The organism is Enterocloster sp. 210928-DFI.2.20, assembly GCF_020554465.1.
GTDB classification, from domain to species: domain Bacteria; phylum Bacillota; class Clostridia; order Lachnospirales; family Lachnospiraceae; genus Enterocloster; species Enterocloster bolteae.
This window is the reverse complement of record NZ_JAJCHK010000044.1, coordinates 17,859-43,026: the sequence shown is the minus strand read 5'-3', so window position 1 is coordinate 43,026 and position 25,168 is coordinate 17,859. Positions and strand designations below refer to the sequence as shown.

Sequence of the window (25,168 nt, the reverse complement as noted above, 5' to 3'; positions counted from 1 at the left end):
AAAAGGAATCTGAAAGCCTTATATTTACTGGCTTAGAGATTCCGAGAGATTATTCCAGTGGAAAGGAGGGCTAAGCCAATGAGTATTGTGGACTTCATAGCAGTAGTGAGCTTCGGCTTAACCTGCTTTAGTATCGGATATACATTAGGCAAAGATAATCATAAACCACAAAAATAACCGCCCCAGCCTGCAAACTGAACGGTTATTTTTGTAATCAATAAGTATGTGGACTAACCGTCTATCGGTAGCACTCTTTTTCTATAATCATATTAGCACGCATCTGTGGAAATGTCAAAAATTTTCTTCTTTCTCAACTACATCTATTTCCATACATTTTTACAACCTATTTCAAGTGTTCCTCAAAAATTGATTCGAGTTCCTTATTCCCCCTCAAGAATTCATACTCTTTCTTATTTTCAATTTCCGAATACAATTCACGAACAAAATTTTTTCCAAGTCCCGAAAAAGCTTTTCCCTGTGCAGTATCTTCATACCTGTAATACAAAGGGGATTGTGTCATATTCCAAGGCTTCTGTGATTCACTTAATAATCGCTTAATTAACTGGATACATTTTTCTACATCTTTTCGATATCCAGCAATCAGCAGATATGGAACTGTGTTGCCATAATTCCATAGTCCAAACAATGATATCATGTGATCTGTAATCTCAGCAATTTTCTCTGCTTTATCATGATTTCCTGTCTCTTCTTCCATTTCTATTAACTTATACAAGTAGCTTTGGATATTGATAACTGCCTGTAGCAATTTCCCTTCTAAGAATAATGCAGCAGTATCTGTTCCTTCCTGATGTGCTAATACACTTGTTTTCATAATCGTTGCATCAATTACAGTATCAGGAATTTTTTTCAAAAGGGCATTTGCTTCTTCATATTTCTCCATTTGGACATATTTTGTTGCAAGTATAAAAACGCTTGAATTTCTCACTCTTTCATCCTGACTATCTGCTGTTCGTTCCAGCCACTCAATAATAGCTGTATTATATTCCATTCGTTCTTCGTCATTAAGATCTGACAAAGTCAAAGATCCGTTCAGAACGGTTGCGATCGTATATATTAATAAGTCGCAATGAGGATACTCCTGTATTTTACGAGATGCCATCTCGAAAGCCTCTGTAAAGCTGTCCAATGAAACTTCCGAAAGTTCATTCACAAATTGTCCAATCTCTTTTTCTGTCAATTCTTCATGAAACGAAAACAATTCATTCATATCAATTTTCAATAGTCGTGCCAAAGCTGGAAGTAATGAGATACGGATATATGGTAACGCTGTATCAGCTCAAAGAATATCTGTAAACTTGGGTGCTGCCCCTTGTTCTCAATGTTCGCAAGGTAGCGCGGCGAGATAAACATTTCGTCGCCTACTTTCTTGCGGCTTTCCTTGCGTCCTTCACGCGCTGCCTTTATCGCTGCCCCAAAAGCCTTGAAGTCGTATTTTGGTACTGGTCTTTTTGCCATAGTTATTCACCCTCTTACATTTTACTGTTCCCCTTTCTTCTTGGATATGTCTACATAGTTCTATCAGTTAGCCAAAATAATTCATATATATATATGTTGACAACAAGCTGCTTTTGTATATAATATTATATAAAAGGGGGGGGAATGTTTATGTTACATAGCATGCGTATTCGATAAGCATTGAAATCAAAAAAGATTTTTCCCATTTTCAATATGGGCTTTTTTGTCATGCTTATTTTGCGTATGCTATACAACAAAACTAACGACGTATAGACATAGTATAAAAACTATGCCTTAATTTTGTTGTAGTATTATATGTATAAATGCAGGTCAATGCTCATGTTGAGAATTGACCTGCATTTTTTTGCGCAAAAGGAGAAATATTATGCTTGAAAAATATTGGATAAAATGTCCAATTTGTAACGGAAAGACGAGGGTTCAAGTATTTTATAATACGGTATTAAGAAATTTTCCTCTTTTCTGCCCTAAATGTAAATTAACGCATATCGTTGATGTTGAAAAACTAGAAATCATAATCAAAAACTCTGAAAAACAAACTTTTTAATTTTGAAAAGGAAGGATATTTAAATGAAACACTTACCTAAAAGTACACCTACGGAAATATTGAATGACCCATACGGATTTACTTACAAAGAAATGTCGGAAGTAATTGGAGAGGATAAAGCAAGAGCCTTATATACGGAATTGTATAAACAGCCATTTCACAAAGAAAATCTATCAATATCAACAAAAAAAGTCTATAAAAGTAGCGATACTGAAAAGTATGTTTATGAATTGAAAGATAACAGGTATATTGAAACGGTTTTTATTAAACGGCGAGATGGTGGGACTGTTTGCGTAAGTACGCAAGTTGGTTGTTCTGTTGGCTGTATTTTTTGTGAGTCCGGACGCAATGGTTTTGTTCGTAATCTAACACCGTCTGAAATTGTGCAGCAGGTTGTATTGATACGTCAAAAAGTAAATCGTATCGTTTTTATGGGAATGGGAGAACCTTTATTCAATTACGACAACTTGATTGCAGCAATCCATATTCTTCGAGATAGAAATGGACTTAACTTTCCAACCGACGGCATTACCGTATCAACAGTTGGTCCAGTTAATCAATTAAAAAAATTGCGCGAAGAACATCTAAAAATTCAGTTGACAATATCTTTACATGCAGCAACACAGGCTGCGAGAAACTGTATCATTCCTCATATGCACATGTACGCTATTGAAGATGTTGTTAAGCAAGCATTGTCCTATTCTCAAAGGCATAATCGAAAAGTGGTATTTGCGTATTTGCTTTTACCAGGTATAAATGACCGTTCCTCAGATATAAGGCAACTTGCAAAATGGTTTAAGGGCAAAAATGTTATGATTAACGTGCTGCAATACAACCCGACGAGTAATTCAAAAATTAGAGCACCACAAAAACAAGAAATGGTTGCGTTCAAACATCAATTAGAGCAAACAGGACTTGAAGTTACCATGAGAGTTTCTCATGGTAGAGAGATTAAAGCAGCTTGTGGACAGTTAGCTAATACATATAATAAAGCCAAAAAACAACAGAAATAATTTAATTAAAAGAGCCAGACGCACAGACGCAGAGCCGATAATATGCAGTTTGAAATACTGCTGTTATCGGCTCTTTTTTGATTTTAATTTGTGCCCCTAATAACCATATTGGAGCAAAATCAGAACTGTTGCTTGTCGTTCTTTGATTTCCGCAGCAGCTTTGAAAAATCAAAGCCGCCGTTTCTTTTTATCTTCTAATGAAATGACGCGGTATCACTGTTAAAAGCGGCGGCTAAAGGAGGTAGCCGCCATGAAGCACATACCCTATCGACAAAATCCGACGGTCATTGACATATCAAAAAAAGCCCGACCACCGCCGGGAACCTCTCTACCCTTGACTATGAACTGTCTAATCATCTAAATACTGCTTACAATACCTATACGCCTGTCCGGGCTTTTCGGACAGGCGTATTTTGCTGCTCAAAAAATTTTTTGAAAAAATTTCAAAAAATCTTCGGCGTTTTTCAAAAACGCCGTATTGCCCCGCGAAAAGGGGGAAGCACCACCAACTTTCCAACGAGAAAGGAGGTGAGAATGTGGAACCTAATAGCAGGGAGTTTTACAAACAATGTGCTTTTCAGAAGTTTCAACACCATTTCTTCTGCACTAGCTTTTATATTATTCATCAGTCTAACCCACTTCGTCCGATTCTGTACCTTTAATTCTTCAGTTACGCCCTGTTTTTCTGCCATCTGTTCCATAAGCATTTCCACCTGCTCTCTGCTCTCCTGATCAATTTGATTCAGGTGTTCCGTCAGCTTTCCAGTCAACAACAAATATTGATATTTTGCTAATCTGTGTTCCTTCAGAAACTGTTTCCTCAGCATTCCATATTTCCCATATATCGGTTCTTCTTCATTCAATACCAAATCCGGCAAATAATAATCTCCATGCAAAGTATAGCTTAATCCGTTCTTTTCATCATAAATGTGTGTTTCCATAATCTTATCTCTCCATTTCTCTGTTTTTTGATTTAGTTTTCTTACGCTGCTGATTCTCCATCTCGCTTTTTTTCATTCCCCATGCCAATCTTTCATGAATATTTCCCTTCGGCATTTGTTCCATCCGTCGCTTTTCTTCCAGGACTTTCTCGTTTTGAATATCCTGCTGTACTGCTGTATCTACAGTTTCTATTCCAAGAACACGCACAACACGATCATACCTATCAGAAACACCTTGTAATATATCTTTTTCTTCTGACAATTTCTGATTATCTTTACGTATATCATCCAGTTCTCTCTGAATAGCATTATATTTTTGTTTCACCTTTTGATATTTTCTCTTCCAACCTTCCACCTCTTTCGTAAGTTCTTTAACCTGAGCCGCCATTACAGCAACCTTATTCTTTATTTGAAGAAACAGTGGTTTAATTTTTTTATCTCGATAGGTTACTGCCCGTTCTAGCGTGCCCGCCTCCGGCAGTAACATTTTAACCGTTCCATATTCTTTGATTTCTTTGCTCACACTATCCATAATCGGTTGTAGCTGTTCTCTGCGATCTTCCAGGCTTTTTAGTTCTTTTTCTGCGCTCCCTGCCTTTTGTTCTGCTTCTTGCTTCGCCTTGATTGCCTGTTCCTTATCGTCTTTTAAATTCTGGATATCTGCTCTGGATTCTGCAATTTGTGCTGTTAATTCTTCTTTTTCAGCAGTTAGATGCTCTTTCTCCTGCTCCAATTCCTGTACTTCCTTTTTCCGTTCTTTTTTCTTGAAGTTATAGACATCCAGATGTTCCTCATGAGTACCTTTCTGTTCCCATTCAATTCCATACTGCTTTGCAGTCTCTGCCAGAACTTCTTTTTCATGATTTATCCACTGATTCAGTTCCGTATCATGCTTATTTCCACCTTGAAATCCAAGACTTTTTAATGCCTGTTTCAGTGAAACTCTGGTATCCATTCCTTTTCCTTTCCAGTCCGTCACATAAGGAATAAAATCAATATGGAGATGTGGAGTAGCCTCATCCTGATGCAGATAGCAACTAAATACCCGAAGTGTCGGATTCCGTTTCTGGAAATCTTTTACATACTCATCCAGTACGTTTACAGCCAGATCTCCTGCTTCTGTTCCAACAGCCATATCTTCTCGGTTTCCAATCTGGAAAATCACTTCATGGAACAACTTTTCCTGTTTTCCTTGGCGAATCTTTTCATAATAATTTGTAATCTGCCGATCTTTTCTTTTCCCGACATTATACCGTTCTACAGCTTCATCAAACAGCTCTTTATAGACTTCTTTCAGATTCTCATTCCGGTAACAAATATTTAATTGCACTCTGTCTGGATCAACATTTTCTGCTATAAAATCTCGTCTGTTATGAGCCAGAGACCCTGTCCCGATCATACCACTGATTGTTCGTTTCATCGTCATATTCCTCACCCCGCTTTCTAAAACCAGTGCCAGACATGGCACATAAATTTGTATCTTTGCCAGCTATAGTATAAAAAGAAATATTCGCCGGATACGGCGGTTTTGTTACTTTTGTCAAAAGTAACGCAAAAGCACTTTCGACAGCCGTACCGTCCATCAAAAGTACCCTTGCGCCCTCCGGGGGTACAGAGACCTTTACTCCGGTATCCTTGCCCGAATATATTCCAAATCACCACAATACGGTGTCCCTACAAGATACCATTCTCTTGCAGGATTCATTTCCATTCTGGTCTGAACCCATTCATCATCAAGCAACACTTCCAGGCATTCTCCACAGTGAAATCCTGTATCAATCCATAGATCTGATGATAATAATCCATATCTTTTGTTATAACTGTTATATCCTAATCTTCCTTCTCTCATTGTGCCAATCTCCTTTCATCTACCGTTTCCGCAGGGGCGCCCTGAATCAGGGCTCCCTTTTGAAAATTCTCTTCTACGCCAGTCAACTCCCGACTACACCTTACCAACATTCTCCTTGTCTGCTATCTACAGGTGCGTGACACGCTCCTGTAATAAAGTGTTCAGAAAGAACCTTTACCATCGAAAGTTCTCCGGTATTCCCCGTCTGTCCAGATATTCCTTCCGGAACTTTTCTCTTTCTTCTTCCGTTGGTGCTGTTTTGGATTTGCTGTATACTTCACGATTCACCATTGCATCCAGTTTTTTCTCCAATCCCAACCGTATTATTTCTTCACCATCGTAGTTATCCATCAAAAAATATTGCAAGAGCTGAAAGAATAACTCGTATGGAATCTGTACACTTTTATTTTGCATCTATTCTCCTTTCAAGGTAGCAAGATCCCCTCTTCTTAAGAAATGGTAATCTTGCCATCTTCCATTTTTATTCTGGCAACATCCAATACCATTGCTTTCCACGTTTTACGGAATCAATTTCAAGTTCCCGTTTGGCGTTCCATAGCGTTTTACTTTTGATTCCTCTGGCTTCTGCTTCTTCTGCAATTTTCTTCTGAGTCATTCCTCCATTTGCCAGTATCTCAAGGAGAAATTCTTTTGCTTTCCGACTTTTCTGTCCTCTTCCGTCTCCATTAAGAAGTTCATCGGCACTGATATCATATTCTCCAATCCATTCAAACCCATTATTCTTATCCAGTCTGAATGCAATGGACGTTCCTTCCGGTGCAAGAGAACTCTTCGTATGACATACCACTCTTACTTCCGGTTCATCTTTCACTCGCCCGACAATCAGAACACTTCTTGCAGCAGCCTGAAAATCAATGGAGCCAAGTCCTCGATAAGAAGATTTGCCGTTGCTGTTTTTGTTCATATGACCGATTAAAATAACTGCACAGTGATATTTTTCTGACAGCACTGCGATACGCTTCATCAGTGGTCTGATCTCATTTGCCCTGTGCATATCTACGTCCGCTCCCAGAAAGCCCTGTATCGGATCAAGAACAACCATTTTTGCTTTTGTCTGCACGATTGCTTCTTCCAATCTGACATCTGCCATTGTCAGTGGCTGGTCACTGTCATCAATCACCAGCACCTTTGAACAATCTGCACCTGCAGCAAGTAATCTGGGTTTGATAGTATCTCCAAGTCCATCTTCTGCTGTCTGATAGATTACATTTACAGGTGACACAGAAGACTGTTCCTGCATATTATCTTCAGCATCTAAATCTTCATTCTCACTATCGACTTCATCACTTCGTTTTTCTTTTGTTTTCGTTTTATCAGTAACAGGAAGAATCGGCTCTCCTCTGGTCAGTTTTGCAATAATCTGAAGTACCATCGTTGTCTTGCCTTCTCCTGGATCTCCCTGTATAATGGTCACTTTTCCATAAGGAATAAACGGATAAAGCAGCCATTCTACCTGTTCCACCTCTACTGAATCCATATTGATCAGTTTCAGTTTTGGTTCTATTCTACAATTCTCAATTTTATTTTTTTCATTCATATTCATTCCATCATCTCCTCCTGCCCTTCCGGGCAAGTCTCTGATGAACAGATATTCGGGAATTGTCGTATTTCCCGATTCGTGATATACTGAATCTGCCAAGATGGTATATCAGTGAATCTGATTATCAGAGAACTTGCTCAGATTATTTATCTGGGCTTTTTCTTTTGCCTTTTCAACATTCATCTCTTTCTTCTCCCAATCCGGTAACAGCATTTCCATTTTCATTATCCAGAAGATTTGCAATCTTTCTCTGCTGATTTGGATAAAGATGTCCATAAGTGTTCAATGTGATACGAATATCTTTATGACCTAATCTGTCCCGAATCAATAACGGTTCCACACCTTTCTCAATAAGATAAGCCACATGGCTGTGCCTGATATCATGCACTCGAATTTTCTTCACTCCTGCCAGCTCAATCTGCCGTTTCATCTTATGCTGTACCGCTTCCTGAACAACCGGAAATAATCTTTCTGTATCCGGCATTCCGTAATGACCATCTACAAATTCCTTAATTTCCTCTTTCAGAAATTCCGGAATTTCGATTGTCCGAAAGGACTGTTTTGTTTTCGGTTCTGTGATAATATCCTGCATTCCTGTCCGGTAATAAGTCTTATTGATACTAAGCTGATTCTTTTCAAAATTGATATCAGCTTTTGTAATCGCAAGCAGCTCCCCGATCCTGCATCCAGTCCAGAACAGCATCTCAAACATAAGATAATATCTTGTTCCCGGCTCCATTGTCTGTATAAACTGTTTGTACTCGTCCAGTGTCCAGAAGTTCAAACTTCTTGAATCTGAATTTCCCATTCGTTTCACTTTCTTGCATGGATTAACCGGCAAGTCATAGATTTTAGCTGCATGTGTAAACAGACTGGTCAACTGATTCTGAATCATTCTCAGATAAGAATCTGAATAGCCTTTTTTCTGAATTTCATTCTGCCACTGAATAATCTGTGAAGCCTTGATTTCACTCATCATCTGATTTCCGAAGTATGGAACGATATGCTGTTGCATCATATATCTTTTATTTTTGATTGTTCGATCTTTCAGATCATTTTGTTTGTCTGAAAAATAAATCTCAATAAAATCGCTCAGCTTCATATCCATACTTCGCTCATTGCTCAACTTTTTGCTTCGTTCAAACTCCAATGCTTCTCGCTTTGTTTCAAATCCACGCTTTCTGCGTTTTTTCTTCTCACCCATGACATTTGTCTCAAACCACTGGGCTGTCCATTTTTTTGTGTCTTTTTCTCTGTAAGCCATATTGATCCTCCCTAATTTTCTGCTATTTCATAGCCATACATCTTTTTTGCCCAAAACGCCTTTGGTATTCTTCCAGCCATCGTAATATATCCCTGTGCAGATAATTCTTTATTCATAGCTTTCACCAGTTTATAGGCATGAGATTTTGAGCAGTTTAATTCCTGTGCCACTTCATCAGCACTCATCATATAATTGTAACTTGCCATATTGCCTCCTCCTTTCCTCTCCAGATATAGAATACGTTTACTGTATTTCTATATCTGTACGATTTTCGTAAATTGATAATATCATGTATTTCTATCGTTGTCAATATTTCGTAAACACATTTTTACGAACTTCGTACACTATTTTTTCTTTATTTTATTCCACGTCTGTGTTATGATATTTTATAGATTTATGTTTTTCGTAATTTTCTAATATATGAAAAAGGAGGATTCTATGGGTGACGGTAAAAATTTAAAGAAATATCTTGATGAAAAAGGCACAAATGTCCGCAAAATTGCAAAGGCAACCGGAATCAGTGCTACAACCTTATATTCAATTATTCAAAAAGATTCCAATATTCGATTTGATTTTGCATTAAGACTTGCGAATGAATTGCAAATTGATGTGAATGAGATATGTTCTGCCAGTCCATTTTCTGGCACAATTAAGGAAGAAGAGATTTATCCTACACTTCCAGACGGTTTGAACGGAGCATTAGACGCAAGTCGTGTAAAGACTTACTTAAAAAATTCTATGTATCCGCTGATGTACCTTTTCGGTAAGAACAGTATGCCTGATGTAGATAATCTGCTTACATCGTTCTATCAGCTTGATGATGAATCCAGACAGGAAGTTGTGGAAACTATCCGTCTGAAATTACAATATCATCGTGATCCAGAACGTGCTGAACAAATCAAACAGATCAAAGGCTGGTAAAAAAATACTCCTGTGAATAGCAAACATTCGCAGGAGTTTCTTTTTGGCACCGTTTTGGCACCGCTGGTCTTATTTTTTAATTATAAATTTATCTGTATTTCATCTTGCTGATAAATGTTTCACTATTACTAACCTGATAAATTTACGAATAATTCTTTTCTTAGAGTACAGAAAAACCCCGGAAACCTTACGGTTCCGGGGTATCTTACGTTTGGACACAATGTACCTTGCGGTACTCAATATATATTAGTCAGTGATTACTCGATGATTGTAGCAACACGTCCTGATCCTACAGTACGTCCACCTTCACGGATAGCGAAACGAAGACCCTGCTCCATAGCTACTGGATGAATCAGCTCTACGGTCATCTCTACGTTATCGCCAGGCATACACATCTCAACACCCGCTGGCAGATCGCAAACGCCAGTAACGTCAGTTGTTCTGAAGTAGAACTGTGGACGATAGTTGTTGAAGAAAGGAGTATGACGGCCGCCCTCGTCCTTTGTCAGAACGTAAACCTGAGCGGTAAACTTGTTGTGGCACTTAACAGAACCTGGCTTGCACAGACACTGTCCTCTTTCGATTTCAGTTCTCTGAACGCCACGCAGCAGAGCGCCGATGTTGTCGCCAGCCTGAGCCTCGTCAAGCAGCTTACGGAACATCTCGATACCAGTAACAACGCTCTTACGAACATCCTCATGGATACCGATGATTTCAACTTCGTCATTCAGGTGCAGAGTACCACGCTCTACTCTACCGGTAGCAACAGTACCACGGCCGGTAATGGTAAATACGTCCTCTACAGGCATCAGGAATGGCTTGTCTGTTTCACGAACTGGGTCTGGTACCCACTCGTCAACAGCCTTCATGAGCTCAAGAATCTTGTCGCCCCACTCGCTCTTAGGATCTTCCAGAGCCTTCAGAGCAGAACCCTGAACTACAGGAGTGTCATCGCCTGGGAACTCATATTCATTCAGCAGGTCTCTGATTTCCATTTCTACTAATTCAAGCAGCTCTGGATCATCAACCATGTCGCACTTATTCATAAATACAACGATATAAGGAACGCCTACCTGACGGGACAGCAGGATGTGCTCTCTTGTCTGAGCCATAACACCATCAGTAGCAGCTACAACCAGGATAGCGCCGTCCATCTGAGCAGCACCAGTGATCATGTTCTTTACGTAGTCAGCATGTCCTGGGCAGTCAACGTGTGCGTAGTGTCTGTTCTCTGTCTCATACTCAACGTGTGCAGTAGAGATAGTGATTCCACGCTCTCTCTCTTCTGGAGCCTTATCGATATTCTCGAAAGCAACAGCCTCGCCGGTACCTAATCTCTCATGAAGAGTCTTTGTGATTGCTGCGGTTAAAGTTGTTTTACCATGGTCAACGTGTCCGATGGTACCAATGTTACAATGAGGTTTGTTTCTTTCAAACTTAGCTTTAGCCATTTTATAACGTCCTCCTTAATTTGCGCCCTGTATAATGGGCTATTATAGTTAATGTCAGGCTATCAACCATTATATTCTATTTTCCTTTAGTTTACAAGCCTTTTATCAAGAATCTATCTTATTTCTTATGGTCGGAAAGTACTTTTTCCTGTACATTCTTCGGAACTGGTTCATACTTGTCAAAGAACATGGAATAGTTTCCGCGTCCCTGTGTTCTGGAACGAAGATCCGTAGAATAACCGAACATTTCTGACAGCGGAACGTATGCGCGGACCATCTTGCCGCCTCCAATGTCTTCCATACCCTCGATACGTCCACGGCGTGAGTTGATATCACCGATAACATCACCCATGTAGTCTTCCGGCATGGTTACTTCCACCTTCATGATAGGCTCAAGCAGGATTGGGTTGCCCTTGTGCATAGCTTCCTTGAATGCCATGGAACCGGCAATGTGGAATGCCATCTCAGAGGAGTCAACCTCATGGTAAGAACCGTCGTATACATCAGCGTGAACGCCCAGTACTGGGAATCCGCCAAGGATACCGGTCTTGCATGCCTCTTCAATACCCTCGCCTACAGCAGGGATGTATTCCTTCGGAATAGCACCGCCCACAACGGAAGAAGTGAACTTGAAGGTCTCTTCTGCGTTTGCTTCCATTGGTGTAAAGTGAACCTTACAGTGACCGTACTGTCCACGTCCACCGGACTGCTTCGCATACTTGCTGTCAACATCAACAGCCTTGGTAAATGTCTCCTTGTAAGCAACCTGAGGCGCGCCTACGTTTGCCTCAACGTTGAACTCACGGAGCAGACGGTCAACAATGATGTCCAGATGGAGCTCGCCCATACCGGAGATAATGGTCTGGCCAGTCTCTTCATCGGTACGCACACGGAAGGTCGGATCCTCCTCAGCCAGCTTAACCAGCGCATCGCCCATCTTATCCTGGCTTGCTTTGGTCTTTGGCTCGATAGCGATATCAATAACCGGCTCTGGGAATTCCATGGACTCCAGGATAACCGGATTCTTCTCGTCACAGATGGTATCGCCGGTGGAAGTCACCTTAAATCCAACTGCAGCTGCGATATCGCCGGAGTAAACCCTATCCAGCTCGTTTCTCTTGTTGGCATGCATCTGAAGAATACGTCCAACACGCTCCTTCTTGCCCTTGGTTGCGTTCAGTACGTAAGAACCGGAGTTCAGGCTTCCTGAATACACGCGGAAGAATGCCAGCTTACCCACAAATGGGTCGGTCATGATTTTGAATGCAAGAGCAGCAAACGGCTCATCATCAGAGGAATGACGCTCAACCTCGTTGCCGTCCAGGTCAGTACCCTTAATGGAAGGGATGTCTAACGGTGAAGGCATAAATTCAATAACTGCATCCAGTAACTTCTGAACGCCTTTATTTCTGTAAGCAGTACCGCAGCATACCGGAATAGCGGCACACTCGCAGGTAGCTTTCCTTAAGGCTTTCTTAAGGTCATCATTGCTGGGCTCCTCGCCCTCCAGATATGTCATCATTAAATCGTCATCCAGCTCGCAGATTTTCTCTACTAACTCGGAACGGTATAACTCGGCATCATCCTGCATATCCTCAGGGATATCAATGATGGATATATCGTCGCCCTTATCATCATTATAGATGTAGGCTTTCATTTCAAACAGGTCAATGATTCCTTTGAAATCATCTTCCTTGCCGATTGGCAGCTGAATGCAGATTGCATTCTTGCCAAGTCTGGTCTTAATCTGGTCTACTGCGCCGTAGAAATTCGCACCCAGAATGTCCATCTTGTTGATGAAGGCCATACGAGGTACGTTGTAGGTGTCTGCCTGACGCCAAACGTTCTCAGACTGTGGCTCTACACCGCCCTTTGCACAGAACACGCCTACAGCGCCGTCCAGTACACGCAGGGAACGCTCAACCTCAACAGTGAAGTCAACGTGTCCTGGAGTATCAATGATGTTGATACGATGCTCTAATGCACCTGGCTTCGGCTTGCAGTTTTCCTGCAGGGTCCAGTGACAAGTGGTTGCAGCGGAAGTAATGGTGATACCTCTCTCCTGCTCCTGAGCCATCCAGTCCATGGTAGCAGTACCTTCATGGGTATCGCCAATTTTATAGTTTACACCAGTGTAATACAGAATACGCTCAGTCGTTGTGGTTTTACCAGCATCGATATGGGCCATGATTCCGATATTCCTGGTTCTCTCCAATGGATATTCTCTTCCAGCCAAGGGATTTTCCTCCTTAAATAATCAAACAGGTTAAACACATTCCAAAGATTAGAAGCGGAAATGTGAAAATGCCTTGTTTGCCTCTGCCATCTTGTGCATGTCTTCTTTCTTCTTTACAGATGCACCTGTGTTGTTGGCAGCATCCATGATTTCATTTGCCAGTCTGTCCTTCTGGGTCTTCTCGCCTCTCTTGCGGGAGTAGAGGGTAATCCAGCGAAGAGCCAGAGTCTGTCTCCTCTCAGGCCTAACCTCGATAGGTACCTGGTAGGTAGCTCCACCGATACGTTTTGCCTTAACTTCCAGAACAGGCATGATGTTGTTCATTGCTTCTTCAAAAACTTCCATAGCGTCCTTGCCGGTTGTCTCTGCAACACGGTCAAATGCGCCGTATACAATTTTCTGCGCAACACCCTTCTTACCATCTAACATAATGTTGTTAATCAGCTTGGTAACAACCTTGTTATTGTAGATTGGGTCTGCCAGAACGTCTCTTTTCTGAGTATGTCCTTTACGTGGCACGTTACTTCCCTCCTTAATAGAACTGTAAAGACCTGCGCTGCAGATCCCTTACAGCGTTTCATTAGATCATAGGTACTCGTGCTTTGAGTGCATAGCGAGGTCTCTCACGAGCTTAGCAATCAAGCACACCTGCGAAGCGGGCGCGTCTTTAAACGCGGCACTGAGCATGGTGCCTGCTGCTGTTTTTCCTCTGCACCTTCCACACGTTCATGCACGGTACTACAATATATAATCCTGCAACCTACAGGTCAATATCATCATTCCGGCACAATTCCTACAAATCAAATCTGCGGTCTAACTAAATTATTTCTTCTCTTTTGGCCTCTTAGCGCCGTATTTGGAACGGGCCTGCCTTCTGTTTGCAACACCTGCTGTATCCAGTGTACCTCTTACGATATGATATCTGGTACCTGGAAGATCCTTTACTCTTCCTCCACGGATCAGTACAACACTATGCTCCTGAAGGTTGTGACCTTCTCCTGGAATGTAGCTTGTAACTTCGATGCCATTGGAAAGACGTACTCTGGCAATCTTTCTGAGTGCTGAGTTAGGCTTCTTAGGGGTAGCTGTCTTAACAGCTGTACACACACCACGCTTCTGTGGAGCAGAAACCTCTGTAGCCTTCTTCTGTAAGGAGTTGTAACCCCTCTGCAGAGCAGGTGCAGTAGACTTCTTAACGCTGGTCTGTCTTCCCTTTCTCACTAACTGGTTAAATGTTGGCATTCTTTTCACCTCCTGTGATATTGTCTGCGGTTGCTGTATATCAGCTTTTTGCGCACGAAAACATTACGTGTTTCAGCACGCCATATCATTATATACACGCAAAAAAATTCTGTCAAGGAATTTCTTTATTTTTTCGCAATTTCCGGCACCAACGGGCTTAAAACACGCCCAAAAGAGCTGTATATGCCAGCGTAACTGCAAAAAACACCAGAATCATGGGAATGTTTCTCCTTACCAGGGCGCCGATATCCACTTTAAAGCATTCTGCGGCAATGAACAGGCATACATGGGTAGGGGATACCTGCATGGCTGCATAGGCAGAACTCATGAGCAGTACCAGCAGGGGAACGCCTGCGTCCGGCATGGCCGCCATGGCCATGGGCATGCACAGCGGTATGATGGCGTTGGAACCGCTGATAATGGTGCCGAAGAAAAATATCAGGGCAAATACCATGGGAAGGGGAATGGGCAGACCTCCGAAAAATACAGGCAGTTCATGGATGACCCCCGTATAGGTAATAATGTCCTTAAACATCATAATTAATATAGTATTAAAAATGATGATTGGCTCAAACGCAGTCCTGAACATAGGCTTTATCTCCCATGGCTTCAGATGGTCCACAAAAATATTGAGGACGGCTGCCATCGGTGTCGCCACATAAACCGGTATGTCAAAGGCAATAATCAGCACTACAATCAATATGATGGACCACAGACTCTTAAACAGCATAACCGCCGCCTTTTTCCTGCCTTCCTCCGTCTTCTGTCCCGTGGACCTGGGTACCTTTCTGAGATAGAACATGTGCCCGATAAAGAACAGAGCAGCCACCAGCGGCAGCATGGCAAGTACGAATTCCCCTGCTCCCACGCCAGACACAGCCAGCGCTATCAATATGGAGGAATAGGTGGGCAGAAAGCTCTCCGGTATATGGCGGTAAAAACTGGTGACACAGGTCATGTCCTCATTGCTCAGATAATCCTGGCATGATGACCTGACAATCTCCGCGCATATGGTCATGGCACCCGCCGAGGGAAGCAGGCCGATGACCGCAGGTGCCGCGGACGCATTTACCCTGCGGTTGTTAAACAGCCAGTTTAAGGACTGTTCTGCCTGCTTTAAGCGGTTCCTGCGTTCCAGCATACGCTGGAGGAAGGTGATAAAGTAAAAGCTCAGGACCACTGTAACCGTATCCTTGCTGACCATGGACCTTCCCATGATGGAAAGGGCGTCAGGTACACGGATACCGTACAGAACCAGGGCCGCCGCCAGTCCGCCTGAAATGGCCCAGAACAAAGGACGCTTCATCCACAGGATGGCAATGATTACAACGAACACGAAACAGAGCTTCATTATTAATATATTCATTTCTTATTCTCCCATACACATTATTACAGCTGCCATGATATAATCCTACCATGGCAGCTGCCTTGACTGCTACTTATTTTTCAGATTCATTTTTCTTCTGGCCGCCCCCTATGTAGCTTTCGTTAGTTTGTCAATAAAAGATTGTCGCTTTCACGCACAAATGTTAATATCTTTCTGGAGGTATGAACATGGGATTCAACGAGAATTTAAAGCTGTTACTATTAGAAAAAAATATGAAGCTGGCAGATTTGTGCCGCATGGCAGACATACAGACCTCTCTCATGTCCGAATATATAAACAGCAGGAAAAGTCCTACCACCGGCAATGCCATATTGCCGATGTCCTTAACATTTCCCTGGATAATCTGGCAGGCAGAAAGTGGAATACCTGCCGCGATCATAAAAAGCCTGGTGCGTATACCGGTGAATATACGGGTGAATACACAGATGAATTAAGGGAGACATTGCATAAATTGACAGAAAAGGAATGTATCTTTGTCATGGATGTTATCAAGGCGCTGAAGCAGCATCTGCAATGAAAAAAAGGCCGGGGCGCGAAGCTCTGGCCTTATCAATATATATATTTATATCATTTTTCTCTGGTATCATTTTTCTCTGGTACCATTTTTCTCCGGTACCGTTCCTCTATGATTACATACCTGAACCGGCTCGGACTAACTTGATCTTTTCACGTGCCTTTTATCTTACCGTCCCATGTACGTATCATGTACGTATCATATACGCCCCATGTCCATCCGCAAAAAAACTCCGGGAAGAAACATACGCTGTTCCTTCCCGGAGCATGATTACTATATGGTCTCTATCGTTTCTATGGTCTCGGTCTATTCTTCCTCTACTGCATCGTCCTCTTCATCCACATCAGCCATATCGTCCATTCCCAGAACTTCCTCTGCAACATTGTCCTCTGTGAGTCCGCTGCTGCTCTCATCCTCGGAAGAAAGCACCAGTTCATCGTCATCAGACAGCAGGATTTCATCTGAAATCAAATCGTCTGTGTCCAGCTTCACCTTGCGGTAACGCTTCATGCCGGTACCTGCCGGAATCGGCTTACCGATGATAACGTTCTCCTTCAGGCCAATCAGATGGTCAACCTTGCCGTTGATGGCTGCCTCGGTCAGGACCTTGGTGGTCTCCTGGAAGGATGCGGCTGACAAGAAGGAATCTGTTGCCAGGGATGCCTTGGTGATACCCAGCATGACCTGTCTGCCTTCTGCGGGCTTCTTGCCGTCGGCAATCAGAGCCTCGTTCATCTCGTTGTAATCCAGAACATCCATGGATACGCCCGGCAGCACATCGCTGTCGCCGCTCTCCTCGATCTTGATTTTCTTAAGCATCTGGTGAACAATCATCTCAATATGCTTATCGTTGATTTCCACACCCTGGAGGCGGTATACACGCTGTACTTCCTGGAGCATGTAATCCTGCACCGCACGGACCCCCTTGATTTTCAGGATATCGTGGGGGTTGATGCTGCCTTCTGTCAGCTCATCGCCGGCTTCCAGCACCTGGCCGTCCAGTACCTTGATTCTGGAACCGTAAGGAATCAGATAGGTCTTGGCATTGCCGGTCTCATTGTCGGTTACCGTAATCTCGCGCTTCTTCTTGGTATCCTTAATCTGCACCACGCCGCCAAACTCGGTAATGATGGCAAGACCCTTTGGCTTACGGGCCTCAAAAAGCTCCTCCACACGGGGAAGACCCTGTGTGATGTCGCCGCCGGCCACGCCGCCCGTATGGAACGTACGCATGGTAAGCTGTGTACCAGGCTCACCGATGGACTGTGCCGCGATGATACCGACAGCCTCGCCCACCTGTACAGGCTGGCCTGTTGCCATGTTGGCGCCGTAACACTTGGCGCACACACCGATATGGGACTTACAGCTGAGGACGGTACGAATCTTCACAGACTTGCGTCCTGTCTTATTCAGCACCTTCATAACAGCTGCGGCGCGCTTCGGTGTACACATATGGTTAGCCTTAACCACAACCTCTCCTGTATCCGGGTCAGTGATGGTCTCAGCGATATAGCGTCCTGTGATTCTCTCTTCCAGGTCCTCGATGACTTCATTTCCATCCATAAAGGCCTTGATTTCCATAAATGGGATATCCCTGCCCTCGCAGCAGTCCACTTCACGGATAATCAAATCCTGTGATACGTCTACCAGACGTCTGGTCAGGTAACCTGAGTCAGCCGTACGCAGAGCCGTATCGGACAGACCTTTACGCGCTCCATGAGCTGAGATAAAGTACTCCAATACGTCCAGTCCCTCACGGAAGTTGGATTTGATAGGAAGCTCAATGGTATGACCGGTGGTATCCGCCATCAGTCCTCGCATACCTGCCAGCTGCTTGATCTGCTTATCAGAACCACGGGCTCCGGAGTCAGCCATCATGTAGATGTTGTTGTACTTATCCAGGCCGGTCAGCAGGTCATGTGTCAGCTGATCATCGGTGGTCTTCCATGTCTCGATAACCTCTTTGTAGCGCTCTTCCTCAGTGATAAGTCCGCGGCGGTAGTTTTTCGCAATGCGGTCCACAGTTGCCTGTGCTTCCTCAATCAGCTTGGGTTTGCTCTCAGGCACGGTCATATCGGAAATAGAAACGGTCATGGCCGCCCTGGTGGAATATTTATAACCAATGGCCTTGATATCATCCAGGGTAACGGCTGTCTGGGTTGCGCCGTGTACGTTAATGACCTTCTCAAGAATCTGCTTTAACTGCTTTTTGGCAACGTGGAAATCCACTTCCAGCTTCAGCTCGTTCTCCGGAATGCTTCTGTCCACAAATCCCAGATCCTGAGGAATGATTTCATTGAAAATGAAACGTCCGATAGTGGAGTCAATGGTTCCTGTCTTCACCGTGCCGTCGGACATGGCCTTGCTGACCCTTACCTTAACCCGTGAATGAAGAGTTGCCTCCTGGTTCTCATATGCCAGGATCGCCTCGTTGACGCTCTTAAATACCATTCCCTCGCCCTTTGCTCCCGGACGCTCCTGGGTCAGGTAATAGATACCAAGCACCATATCCTGGGAAGGAACAGCCACAGGACCGCCGTCAGAAGGCTTTAACAGGTTGTTAGGGCTTAAAAGCAGGAAACGGCACTCTGCCTGGGCCTCTACGGACAGCGGCAGATGGACAGCCATCTGGTCACCGTCGAAGTCAGCGTTGAAGGCCGTGCACACCAGAGGATGCAGCTTGATGGCCTTACCCTCTACCAGGATAGGCTCAAAGGCCTGGATACCCAGTCTGTGCAGGGTAGGGGCACGGTTCAGCATAACAGGATGCTCTTTGATAACATCCTCCAGCACATCCCATACCTCCGGCTGCAGTCTCTCTACCATCTTCTTGGCATTCTTTATATTGTGGGCGGTTCCGTTGGAAACCAACTCCTTCATAACAAAGGGCTTAAACAGCTCAATGGCCATTTCCTTAGGAAGACCGCACTGATATATCTTAAGTTCAGGTCCAACCACGATAACGGAACGTCCGGAATAGTCCACACGCTTTCCAAGCAGGTTCTGACGGAAACGTCCCTGCTTACCCTTTAACATATCGGAAAGGGACTTAAGGGCTCTGTTGCCCGGGCCGGTCACAGGCCTGCCGCGGCGTCCGTTGTCAATCAGGGCATCCACTGCCTCCTGAAGCATACGCTTTTCGTTGCGGACAATGATGTCAGGAGCGCCCAGCTCCAGCAGTCTTGCCAGACGGTTGTTCCTGTTGATGATTCTTCTGTATAAGTCATTTAAATCAGAGGTGGCGAAACGTCCGCCGTCCAGCTGTACCATGGGACGGATATCCGGGGGGATAACAGGAATCACATCCATAATCATCCACTCAGGACGGTTGCCTGAGGTAAGGAATGCCTCCACTACCTCCAGCCTCTTGATAATTCTGGCGCGCTTCTGTCCAGTGGAATCCGCCAGCGCCCTTCTGAGGTCTGCGGAATCCTTTTCCAGATTAATGGCCCTCAGCAGCTCCTGGATGGCCTCAGCGCCCATTCCCACGCGGAAACCGCCGGTGCCGCCGTACTTCTCCACTTCCTCCCTGTACTCCTTCTCAGACAGGACCTGCTTATACTGCAGGCTGGTGGAACCCGGATCCAGAACAATATAGGATGCAAAGTACAGCACCTTCTCCAGCGTCCTGGGGGAGATGTCCAGAATCAGACCCATACGGCTGGGAATTCCCTTAAAATACCATATATGGGATACGGGAGCAGCCAGCTTGATGTGGCCCATACGCTCTCTACGGACACTTGCCTTTGTCACTTCTACGCCGCAGCGGTCGCAGATAACACCTTTATAACGAATCTTTTTATATTTACCGCAATGACACTCCCAGTCCTTACTAGGCCCGAAGATTCTCTCACAGAACAGACCGTCCTTCTCGGGCTTAAGTGTCCTGTAGTTGATGGTCTCCGGCTTCTTCACCTCGCCATGGGACCACTCCAGAATCTTATCAGGGGAGGCCAGACCAATCTTAATGGCATCAAATGTCATTGGATGATAAGTTTCATTAGTTTCTGGCATGAGCATTTACTCCCTTCTATTCTTCGTCTTCACCGTCAGCAGCTTCATCCAGGAACAAATCATCCTCGTCATCAGCCTCTTCGGTGTAATCATCGGCGCTTACTTCTTCTTCCTCCTCCACAGCTACCAGCTCGCTATCCTTGAATTCCTGTTCCTGATAGCCAAACTGTGCATAGGATTCCTTCTCCTCGAAGCGGCGCTCGCCCTCTAACATGGCGCGCAGCTCTGTATCGCCGTAATCAATATTCTCATTCATCTCGACCTCGGTGCCGTCATCCCTCAGTACCTGTACATCCAGGCCCAGGGACTGCATCTCCTTAAGGAGCACCTTAAAGGACTCCGGTACGCCCGGCTCAGGGATATTCTCTCCCTTGATGATGGCTTCGTAGGTCTTCACACGGCCCACAACGTCGTCCGACTTAACGGTCATGATTTCCTGCAGGGTATAGGAAGCGCCATATGCCTCCAGTGCCCAAACCTCCATCTCTCCGAAACGCTGTCCGCCGAACTGGGCCTTACCGCCCAGAGGCTGCTGTGTAACCAGGGAGTAAGGGCCGGTTGAACGCGCATGGATCTTATCGTCAACCAGATGGTGCAGCTTCAGGTAGTGCATGTGTCCGATGGTAACAGCGCCGTCAAAGTACTCGCCGGTACGTCCGTCTCTCAGGCGGACCTTACCGTCACGGCTGATGGGCACACCCTTCCAAAGCTCCCTGTGCTCCAAATGGGCGCCCAGGTAGTCGATAACAGAAGGCTTCAGCAGGTCTTCGTATTTAGCTTTAAATTCATCCCAGGACAGGTTCACATAATCGTTGGCCACTTCCAGGGTATCCATAATGTCGTTCTCGTTTGCGCCGTCGAAAATCGGGGTGGATACGTTGAAGCCCAGGGCCTTGGCTGCAAGGCTTAAGTGGATCTCCAGCACCTGTCCGATGTTCATACGGGAAGGCACGCCCAGAGGGTTAAGCACGATGTCAAGAGGGCGTCCGTTGGGCAGGAAAGGCATATCCTCAACAGGAAGCACGCGGGAAACAACACCCTTGTTGCCGTGACGTCCGGCCATCTTATCGCCCACAGAAATCTTACGCTTCTGGGCAATGTAGATGCGGACTGTCTGGTTTACGCCCGGTGACAGCTCGTCTCCGTTCTCCCTGGTAAATACCTTGGCATCCACGATGATGCCGTATGCGCCGTGAGGCACCTTAAGGGAGGTGTCGCGGACTTCCCTGGCCTTCTCGCCGAAGATGGCGCGCAGCAGGCGCTCCTCCGCGGTCAGCTCGGTCTCGCCCTTAGGAGTTACCTTTCCTACCAGGATATCTCCCGCACGGACCTCCGCGCCGATGCGGATGATGCCGCGCTCATCCAGGTCTTTCAGGGCATCCTCGCCCACGCCCGGCACATCGCGGGTAATCTCTTCCGGTCCCAGCTTGGTATCGCGGGCTTCTGCCTCATACTCCTCAATGTGGACAGAGGTATATACATCCTCCTGAACCAGGCGCTCGGATAACAGGACCGCATCCTCGTAATTGTAGCCTTCCCATGTCATGAATCCGATAAGGGGGTTCTTTCCAAGGGCAATCTCACCGTTGGAGGTGGATGGGCCGTCTGCGATTACCTCGCCGGCTTCCACATGGTCATTCTTATATACGATTGGCTTCTGGTTGTAACAGTTGCTCTGGTTGCTTCTCTTAAATTTGGTCAGATGGTACACATCGCGGTTGCCGTCGCTGTCCCTGCGGATAATGATTTCATTGGAAGCAGAGCGCTCTACCACGCCCGCGTTCTTAGCCACCACACATACGCCGGAGTCAACAGCTGCCTTGGCCTCAATACCCGTACCCACGGCAGGGGCTTCTGTGGTCAGAAGGGGCACTGCCTGACGCTGCATGTTGGAACCCATCAGGGCGCGGTTGGCATCGTCGTTCTCCAGGAATGGAATCATGGCCGTAGCAACGGAGAATACCATCTTAGGAGAAACGTCCATCAGGTCAATGGTCTTTTTCTGGAACTCGGATGTCTCTGTACGGAAACGTCCGGATACGTTATTGTGTATGAAGTGGCCCTCCTCATCCAGGGCCTCATTTGCCTGTGCCACAACGAAGTTATCTTCCTCGTCAGCAGTCAGGTACACCACCTCATCCGTTACCCTTGGGCTGGACGGATCCGTGGTCTTATCCACCACGCGGTAGGGAGCCTCGATGAAACCGTACTGATTTACCCTTGCATAGGTTGCCAGAGAGTTGATCAGACCGATGTTGGGACCTTCAGGCGTCTCGATAGGGCACATACGTCCGTAGTGGGTGTAGTGTACATCTCGCACCTCGAATCCGGCACGGTCTCTGGACAGACCGCCAGGGCCCAGGGCGGAGAGACGGCGCTTATGGGTCAGCTCTGCCAGCGGGTTATTCTGGTCCATGAACTGGGACAGCTGGGAACTTCCGAAGAACTCCTTCACAGCCGCAGTCACGGGCTTGATATTAATTAAGGACTGGGGAGTAATGCCATCCATATCCTGGGTGGTCATACGCTCCCTTACCACACGCTCCATACGTGACAGACCGATGCGGTACTGGTTCTGAAGGAGTTCGCCTACGGCACGGATACGGCGGTTGCCCAGATGGTCGATGTCATCTGCGTTGCCCACCTGCTCCTCCAGATGCATATTATAGTTAATGGAAGCAAGAATATCTTCCTTTGTAATGTGCTTTGGAATCAGGTCGTGGATATTCCTGCGCACAGCCTCCTTAAGAGACTCCTCATCGGTGCCAGCTTCTTCCAGGATAGAAGCCAGGGCCGGGTAATATACTAACTCCGTAACGCCCACTTCCTCCGGGTCAAAGGGCACATAAGCGGAAAGCTCCACCATCATGTTGGAGAGAACCTTCTGCTTCCTGTCAGGACCGTCCACCCATACATAGGGAACTGCCGCGTTCTGAATCCTCATGGCAGATTCCTTGTCAAGCTTGGTGCCTGCCTCTGCCAGAATCTCGCCTGTGGCGGTATCCACCACATCCTCTGCCAGTACCTGTCCGTTCAGACGGTACTTAAAGGACAGTTTCTTATTAAATTTATATCTGCCGACTTTTGCAAGGTCATATCTTCTGGGGTCAAAGAACATGCTGTTAAGGAGACTTTCTGCACTGTCAACAGATAACGGCTCGCCGGGACGAATCTTCTTATATAATTCCAGAAGGCCATCCTGGTAATTATCGGAGGTGTCCTTTCCGAAGCTGGCTAAGAGCTTTGGCTCCTCGCCGAAGAGTTCCAGGATTTCCGCATTGGTTCCGAAGCCCAGGGCACGAATCAATACAGTCACAGGCACCTTGCGGGTCCTGTCTACACGTACATAAAATACGTCATTGGAGTCTGTCTCGTACTCCAGCCATGCACCACGGTTGGGGATAACAGTACAGGTATACAGTTCCTTACCCACTTTATCATGGCCAATACCGTAGTAGATACCAGGGGAACGTACCAGCTGGCTGACAATAACACGCTCAGCACCGTTAATCACAAAGGAACCGGTATCTGTCATCAGGGGCAGATCGCCCATGAAAATCTCGTGTTCATTCATTTCATCTTTATCTTTATTGTACAGTCTTACCTTTACCTTAAGTGGTGCAGCGTAAGTTGCGTCCCGTTCTTTACACTCTTCGATGGTATACTTTATATCATCCTTACACAATGTAAAGTCAACGAATTCCAGACTCAAATGGCCTGCAAAGTCCGCTATGGGAGAGATATCATCAAATGCCTCCTTCAGTCCTTCTTTTAAGAACCACTGGTAGGAGTCTTTTTGAATCTCAATCAAGTTAGGCATTTCAAGAACTTCTTTCTGTCTTGAATAGCTCATTCTTACGCTTTTCCCGGCCGGTACCGGACGTATTCTGCTTTTCTCCATTGACGTTTCACCCCTGTTTTCTAATTTGGTTCGCAATATTTCCATCTCAATCTGCCGCCGAACCGGACGCCAGATGCAGCAAAATATCACTGTCGTTCTCTGTAATTGGGCGTCATACCACGTAAAACCGTACGTGAGGGCGCAAAAAGCCCACGCCGCCACAATAGTGCACACTCCATAATAACACAGACCTGTCAAGGTGTCAAGGATTTTTGCTTGCAATTTATCCTCTAAAATGATATACTATTATAGAATGTCCCCTGGGGTTGTGGATTATTTAACGGGGGGAATGGTACTATAATTACATAGGTTGGAGGTAAACCCCATGGCTCAGATTATTTTAAATGTACTGATTGTCATTCTAATCATTGCTCTGGTTGCCCTGGTTGTTCTCTACTTTCTGGGAAACAAGCTCCAGAAGCGCCAGGTGGAACAGCAGCAGCTGTTAGATGCAGCTGCACAGACCGCATCCATCCTTGTCATTGACAAGAAGAAGATGAAGATTACCCAGGCCGGGCTTCCCAAGGCAGTGACTGACCAGACGCCAAAGTACATGCGCTGGGCAAAGGTCCCTGTGGTTAAAGCCAAGATTGGTCCCAAGGTCATGACCCTTATTGCAGACGGGCGCGTATTTGACTCTCTGCCGGTGAAGACCGAGGCCAAGGTTGTCATCAGCGGTATCTACATCACTGAGATCAAAAGTGTGAGAGGCGGCGCGATTCCGACTCCGCCAAAGAAGAAGGGATTCTTCGCAAGATTTAAAAGGAATAAGAAAGATAAGAAATAAAAAGAAGCGGCAGCTGCGCCGCTTCTTTTTTATATTTTTCTTTTAC

At 45.2% G+C, this 25,168-nt stretch carries 19 protein-coding genes and 2 pseudogenes; 5 read left to right on the top strand and 16 right to left on the bottom strand.

Annotation, left to right across the window (positions count from 1 at the left end; all coding sequences use genetic code 11):
* Positions 1–343: 343 nt before the first annotated feature.
* A complete protein-coding gene (locus tag LI015_RS25310) occupies positions 344–1,228 on the bottom strand; it encodes an XRE family transcriptional regulator (RefSeq protein ID WP_226799365.1) in 885 nt (294 codons plus the stop codon).
* A gap of 32 nt (positions 1,229–1,260) precedes the next feature.
* Positions 1,261–1,476 (bottom strand): annotated as a pseudogene (locus tag LI015_RS25305) (helix-turn-helix domain-containing protein); the annotation flags it as partial.
* A 385-nt stretch (positions 1,477–1,861) separates the two neighbouring features.
* On the opposite strand from LI015_RS25305, the gene LI015_RS25300 reads away from it, so the two are divergent.
* Together LI015_RS25300 and rlmN are read left to right on the top strand one after the other, a co-directional pair.
* Positions 1,862–2,041, top strand: coding sequence for a cysteine-rich KTR domain-containing protein (locus LI015_RS25300; protein WP_002588768.1), 180 nt, complete (start codon positions 1,862–1,864; stop codon positions 2,039–2,041).
* A gap of 23 nt (positions 2,042–2,064) precedes the next feature.
* Positions 2,065–3,054, top strand: coding sequence for a 23S rRNA (adenine(2503)-C(2))-methyltransferase RlmN (gene rlmN, locus LI015_RS25295; RefSeq protein WP_002569187.1), 990 nt, complete (start codon positions 2,065–2,067; stop codon positions 3,052–3,054).
* Between the two features lie 464 nt (positions 3,055–3,518).
* Here the strand turns inward: rlmN and LI015_RS25290 are convergent, their stop codons facing one another.
* The 7 genes from LI015_RS25290 to LI015_RS25260 form a co-directional block, all read right to left on the bottom strand.
* Complete coding sequence (locus LI015_RS25290; protein ID WP_008793036.1) at positions 3,519–3,995, bottom strand: TnpV protein; 477 nt, start codon at positions 3,993–3,995, stop codon at positions 3,519–3,521.
* 4 nt (positions 3,996–3,999) lie between these two features.
* The gene (locus LI015_RS25285; RefSeq protein WP_015541741.1) at positions 4,000–5,415 is read right to left on the bottom strand and encodes a plasmid recombination protein; all 1,416 of its coding nucleotides are present in this window, start codon (positions 5,413–5,415) and stop codon (positions 4,000–4,002) included.
* A 201-nt stretch (positions 5,416–5,616) separates the two neighbouring features.
* On the bottom strand, positions 5,617–5,844 hold the full coding sequence (locus tag LI015_RS25280; protein ID WP_008373546.1) for a DUF5348 domain-containing protein: 228 nt from the start codon (positions 5,842–5,844) through the stop codon (positions 5,617–5,619).
* A 174-nt stretch (positions 5,845–6,018) separates the two neighbouring features.
* Entirely contained in the window at positions 6,019–6,258 is a 240-nt protein-coding gene (locus LI015_RS25275) for a hypothetical protein (protein ID WP_008793133.1), read from the bottom strand.
* Positions 6,259–6,325: 67 nt separating this feature from the next.
* Entirely contained in the window at positions 6,326–7,408 is a 1,083-nt protein-coding gene (locus LI015_RS25270; RefSeq protein WP_055152729.1) for an AAA family ATPase, read from the bottom strand.
* Between the two features lie 169 nt (positions 7,409–7,577).
* Positions 7,578–8,669 carry a site-specific integrase gene (locus tag LI015_RS25265; RefSeq protein WP_004850597.1) on the bottom strand — a complete coding sequence of 364 codons (1,092 nt, stop codon included), beginning with the start codon at positions 8,667–8,669 and terminating at the stop codon, positions 7,578–7,580.
* 11 nt (positions 8,670–8,680) lie between these two features.
* Positions 8,681–8,875, bottom strand: a complete 195-nt coding sequence (locus LI015_RS25260) for a hypothetical protein (RefSeq protein WP_008373537.1) — start codon at positions 8,873–8,875, stop codon at positions 8,681–8,683.
* 232 nt (positions 8,876–9,107) lie between these two features.
* On the opposite strand from LI015_RS25260, the gene LI015_RS25255 reads away from it, so the two are divergent.
* Positions 9,108–9,590, top strand: coding sequence for a helix-turn-helix domain-containing protein (locus tag LI015_RS25255; protein ID WP_008790928.1), 483 nt, complete (start codon positions 9,108–9,110; stop codon positions 9,588–9,590).
* Positions 9,591–9,847: 257 nt separating this feature from the next.
* Here the strand turns inward: LI015_RS25255 and tuf are convergent, their stop codons facing one another.
* The 5 genes from tuf to LI015_RS25230 all read right to left on the bottom strand — a co-directional run bounded on the left by tuf (position 9,848) and on the right by LI015_RS25230 (position 15,885).
* Positions 9,848–11,041, bottom strand: a complete 1,194-nt coding sequence (gene tuf, locus LI015_RS25250) for an elongation factor Tu (protein WP_227126596.1) — start codon at positions 11,039–11,041, stop codon at positions 9,848–9,850.
* A 118-nt stretch (positions 11,042–11,159) separates the two neighbouring features.
* The gene (gene fusA, locus LI015_RS25245; RefSeq protein WP_002568225.1) at positions 11,160–13,277 is read right to left on the bottom strand and encodes an elongation factor G; all 2,118 of its coding nucleotides are present in this window, start codon (positions 13,275–13,277) and stop codon (positions 11,160–11,162) included.
* Positions 13,278–13,325: 48 nt separating this feature from the next.
* Positions 13,326–13,796: a 30S ribosomal protein S7 gene (rpsG, locus tag LI015_RS25240; RefSeq protein WP_002568226.1), complete on the bottom strand. Its 471-nt coding sequence runs from the start codon at positions 13,794–13,796 to the stop codon at positions 13,326–13,328.
* A 303-nt stretch (positions 13,797–14,099) separates the two neighbouring features.
* Complete coding sequence (gene rpsL, locus LI015_RS25235; protein ID WP_002568228.1) at positions 14,100–14,519, bottom strand: 30S ribosomal protein S12; 420 nt, start codon at positions 14,517–14,519, stop codon at positions 14,100–14,102.
* Between the two features lie 157 nt (positions 14,520–14,676).
* Positions 14,677–15,885 (bottom strand): DUF401 family protein, encoded by a 1,209-nt coding sequence (locus LI015_RS25230; protein ID WP_002570242.1) that lies wholly within the window; start codon positions 15,883–15,885, stop codon positions 14,677–14,679.
* Between the two features lie 188 nt (positions 15,886–16,073).
* Here LI015_RS25230 and LI015_RS25225 point away from each other — a divergent pair.
* A pseudogene (locus LI015_RS25225) lies at positions 16,074–16,423 on the top strand (helix-turn-helix domain-containing protein).
* Between the two features lie 303 nt (positions 16,424–16,726).
* Here LI015_RS25225 and rpoC read toward each other — a convergent pair.
* Positions 16,727–20,440 (bottom strand): DNA-directed RNA polymerase subunit beta', encoded by a 3,714-nt coding sequence (gene rpoC / locus LI015_RS25220; protein ID WP_227126594.1) that lies wholly within the window; start codon positions 20,438–20,440, stop codon positions 16,727–16,729.
* 10 nt (positions 20,441–20,450) lie between these two features.
* Positions 20,451–24,335 (bottom strand): DNA-directed RNA polymerase subunit beta, encoded by a 3,885-nt coding sequence (rpoB, locus tag LI015_RS25215; protein ID WP_038282248.1) that lies wholly within the window; start codon positions 24,333–24,335, stop codon positions 20,451–20,453.
* 325 nt (positions 24,336–24,660) lie between these two features.
* Here rpoB and LI015_RS25210 point away from each other — a divergent pair, with 325 nt between their 5' ends.
* Positions 24,661–25,122 carry a hypothetical protein gene (locus LI015_RS25210; RefSeq protein WP_002568233.1) on the top strand — a complete coding sequence of 154 codons (462 nt, stop codon included), beginning with the start codon at positions 24,661–24,663 and terminating at the stop codon, positions 25,120–25,122.
* Positions 25,123–25,168: the final 46 nt, after the last annotated feature.

Excerpts from the sequence above, each read along its gene's own strand:
- LI015_RS25270 (WP_055152729.1), bottom strand. The coding sequence starts at position 7,408 with ATGAATATGAATGAAAAAAATAAAATTGAGAATTGTAGAATAGAACCA.
- LI015_RS25290 (WP_008793036.1), bottom strand. The coding sequence starts at position 3,995 with ATGGAAACACACATTTATGATGAAAAGAACGGATTAAGCTATACTTTG.
- LI015_RS25265 (WP_004850597.1), bottom strand. The coding sequence starts at position 8,669 with ATGGCTTACAGAGAAAAAGACACAAAAAAATGGACAGCCCAGTGGTTT.
- LI015_RS25275 (WP_008793133.1), bottom strand. The coding sequence starts at position 6,258 with ATGCAAAATAAAAGTGTACAGATTCCATACGAGTTATTCTTTCAGCTC.
- LI015_RS25210 (WP_002568233.1), top strand. The coding sequence starts at position 24,661 with ATGGCTCAGATTATTTTAAATGTACTGATTGTCATTCTAATCATTGCT.
- tuf (WP_227126596.1), bottom strand. The coding sequence starts at position 11,041 with ATGGCTAAAGCTAAGTTTGAAAGAAACAAACCTCATTGTAACATTGGT.
- LI015_RS25285 (WP_015541741.1), bottom strand. The coding sequence starts at position 5,415 with ATGAAACGAACAATCAGTGGTATGATCGGGACAGGGTCTCTGGCTCAT.
- LI015_RS25255 (WP_008790928.1), top strand. The coding sequence starts at position 9,108 with ATGGGTGACGGTAAAAATTTAAAGAAATATCTTGATGAAAAAGGCACA.
- rlmN (WP_002569187.1), top strand. The coding sequence starts at position 2,065 with ATGAAACACTTACCTAAAAGTACACCTACGGAAATATTGAATGACCCA.
- LI015_RS25230 (WP_002570242.1), bottom strand. The coding sequence starts at position 15,885 with ATGAATATATTAATAATGAAGCTCTGTTTCGTGTTCGTTGTAATCATT.
- LI015_RS25280 (WP_008373546.1), bottom strand. The coding sequence starts at position 5,844 with ATGAGAGAAGGAAGATTAGGATATAACAGTTATAACAAAAGATATGGA.
- LI015_RS25300 (WP_002588768.1), top strand. The coding sequence starts at position 1,862 with ATGCTTGAAAAATATTGGATAAAATGTCCAATTTGTAACGGAAAGACG.
- LI015_RS25260 (WP_008373537.1), bottom strand. The coding sequence starts at position 8,875 with ATGGCAAGTTACAATTATATGATGAGTGCTGATGAAGTGGCACAGGAA.
- rpsL (WP_002568228.1), bottom strand. The coding sequence starts at position 14,519 with ATGCCAACATTTAACCAGTTAGTGAGAAAGGGAAGACAGACCAGCGTT.
- rpoB (WP_038282248.1), bottom strand. The coding sequence starts at position 24,335 with ATGGAGAAAAGCAGAATACGTCCGGTACCGGCCGGGAAAAGCGTAAGA.
- rpoC (WP_227126594.1), bottom strand. The coding sequence starts at position 20,440 with ATGCTCATGCCAGAAACTAATGAAACTTATCATCCAATGACATTTGAT.
- LI015_RS25310 (WP_226799365.1), bottom strand. The coding sequence starts at position 1,228 with ATGAATGAATTGTTTTCGTTTCATGAAGAATTGACAGAAAAAGAGATT.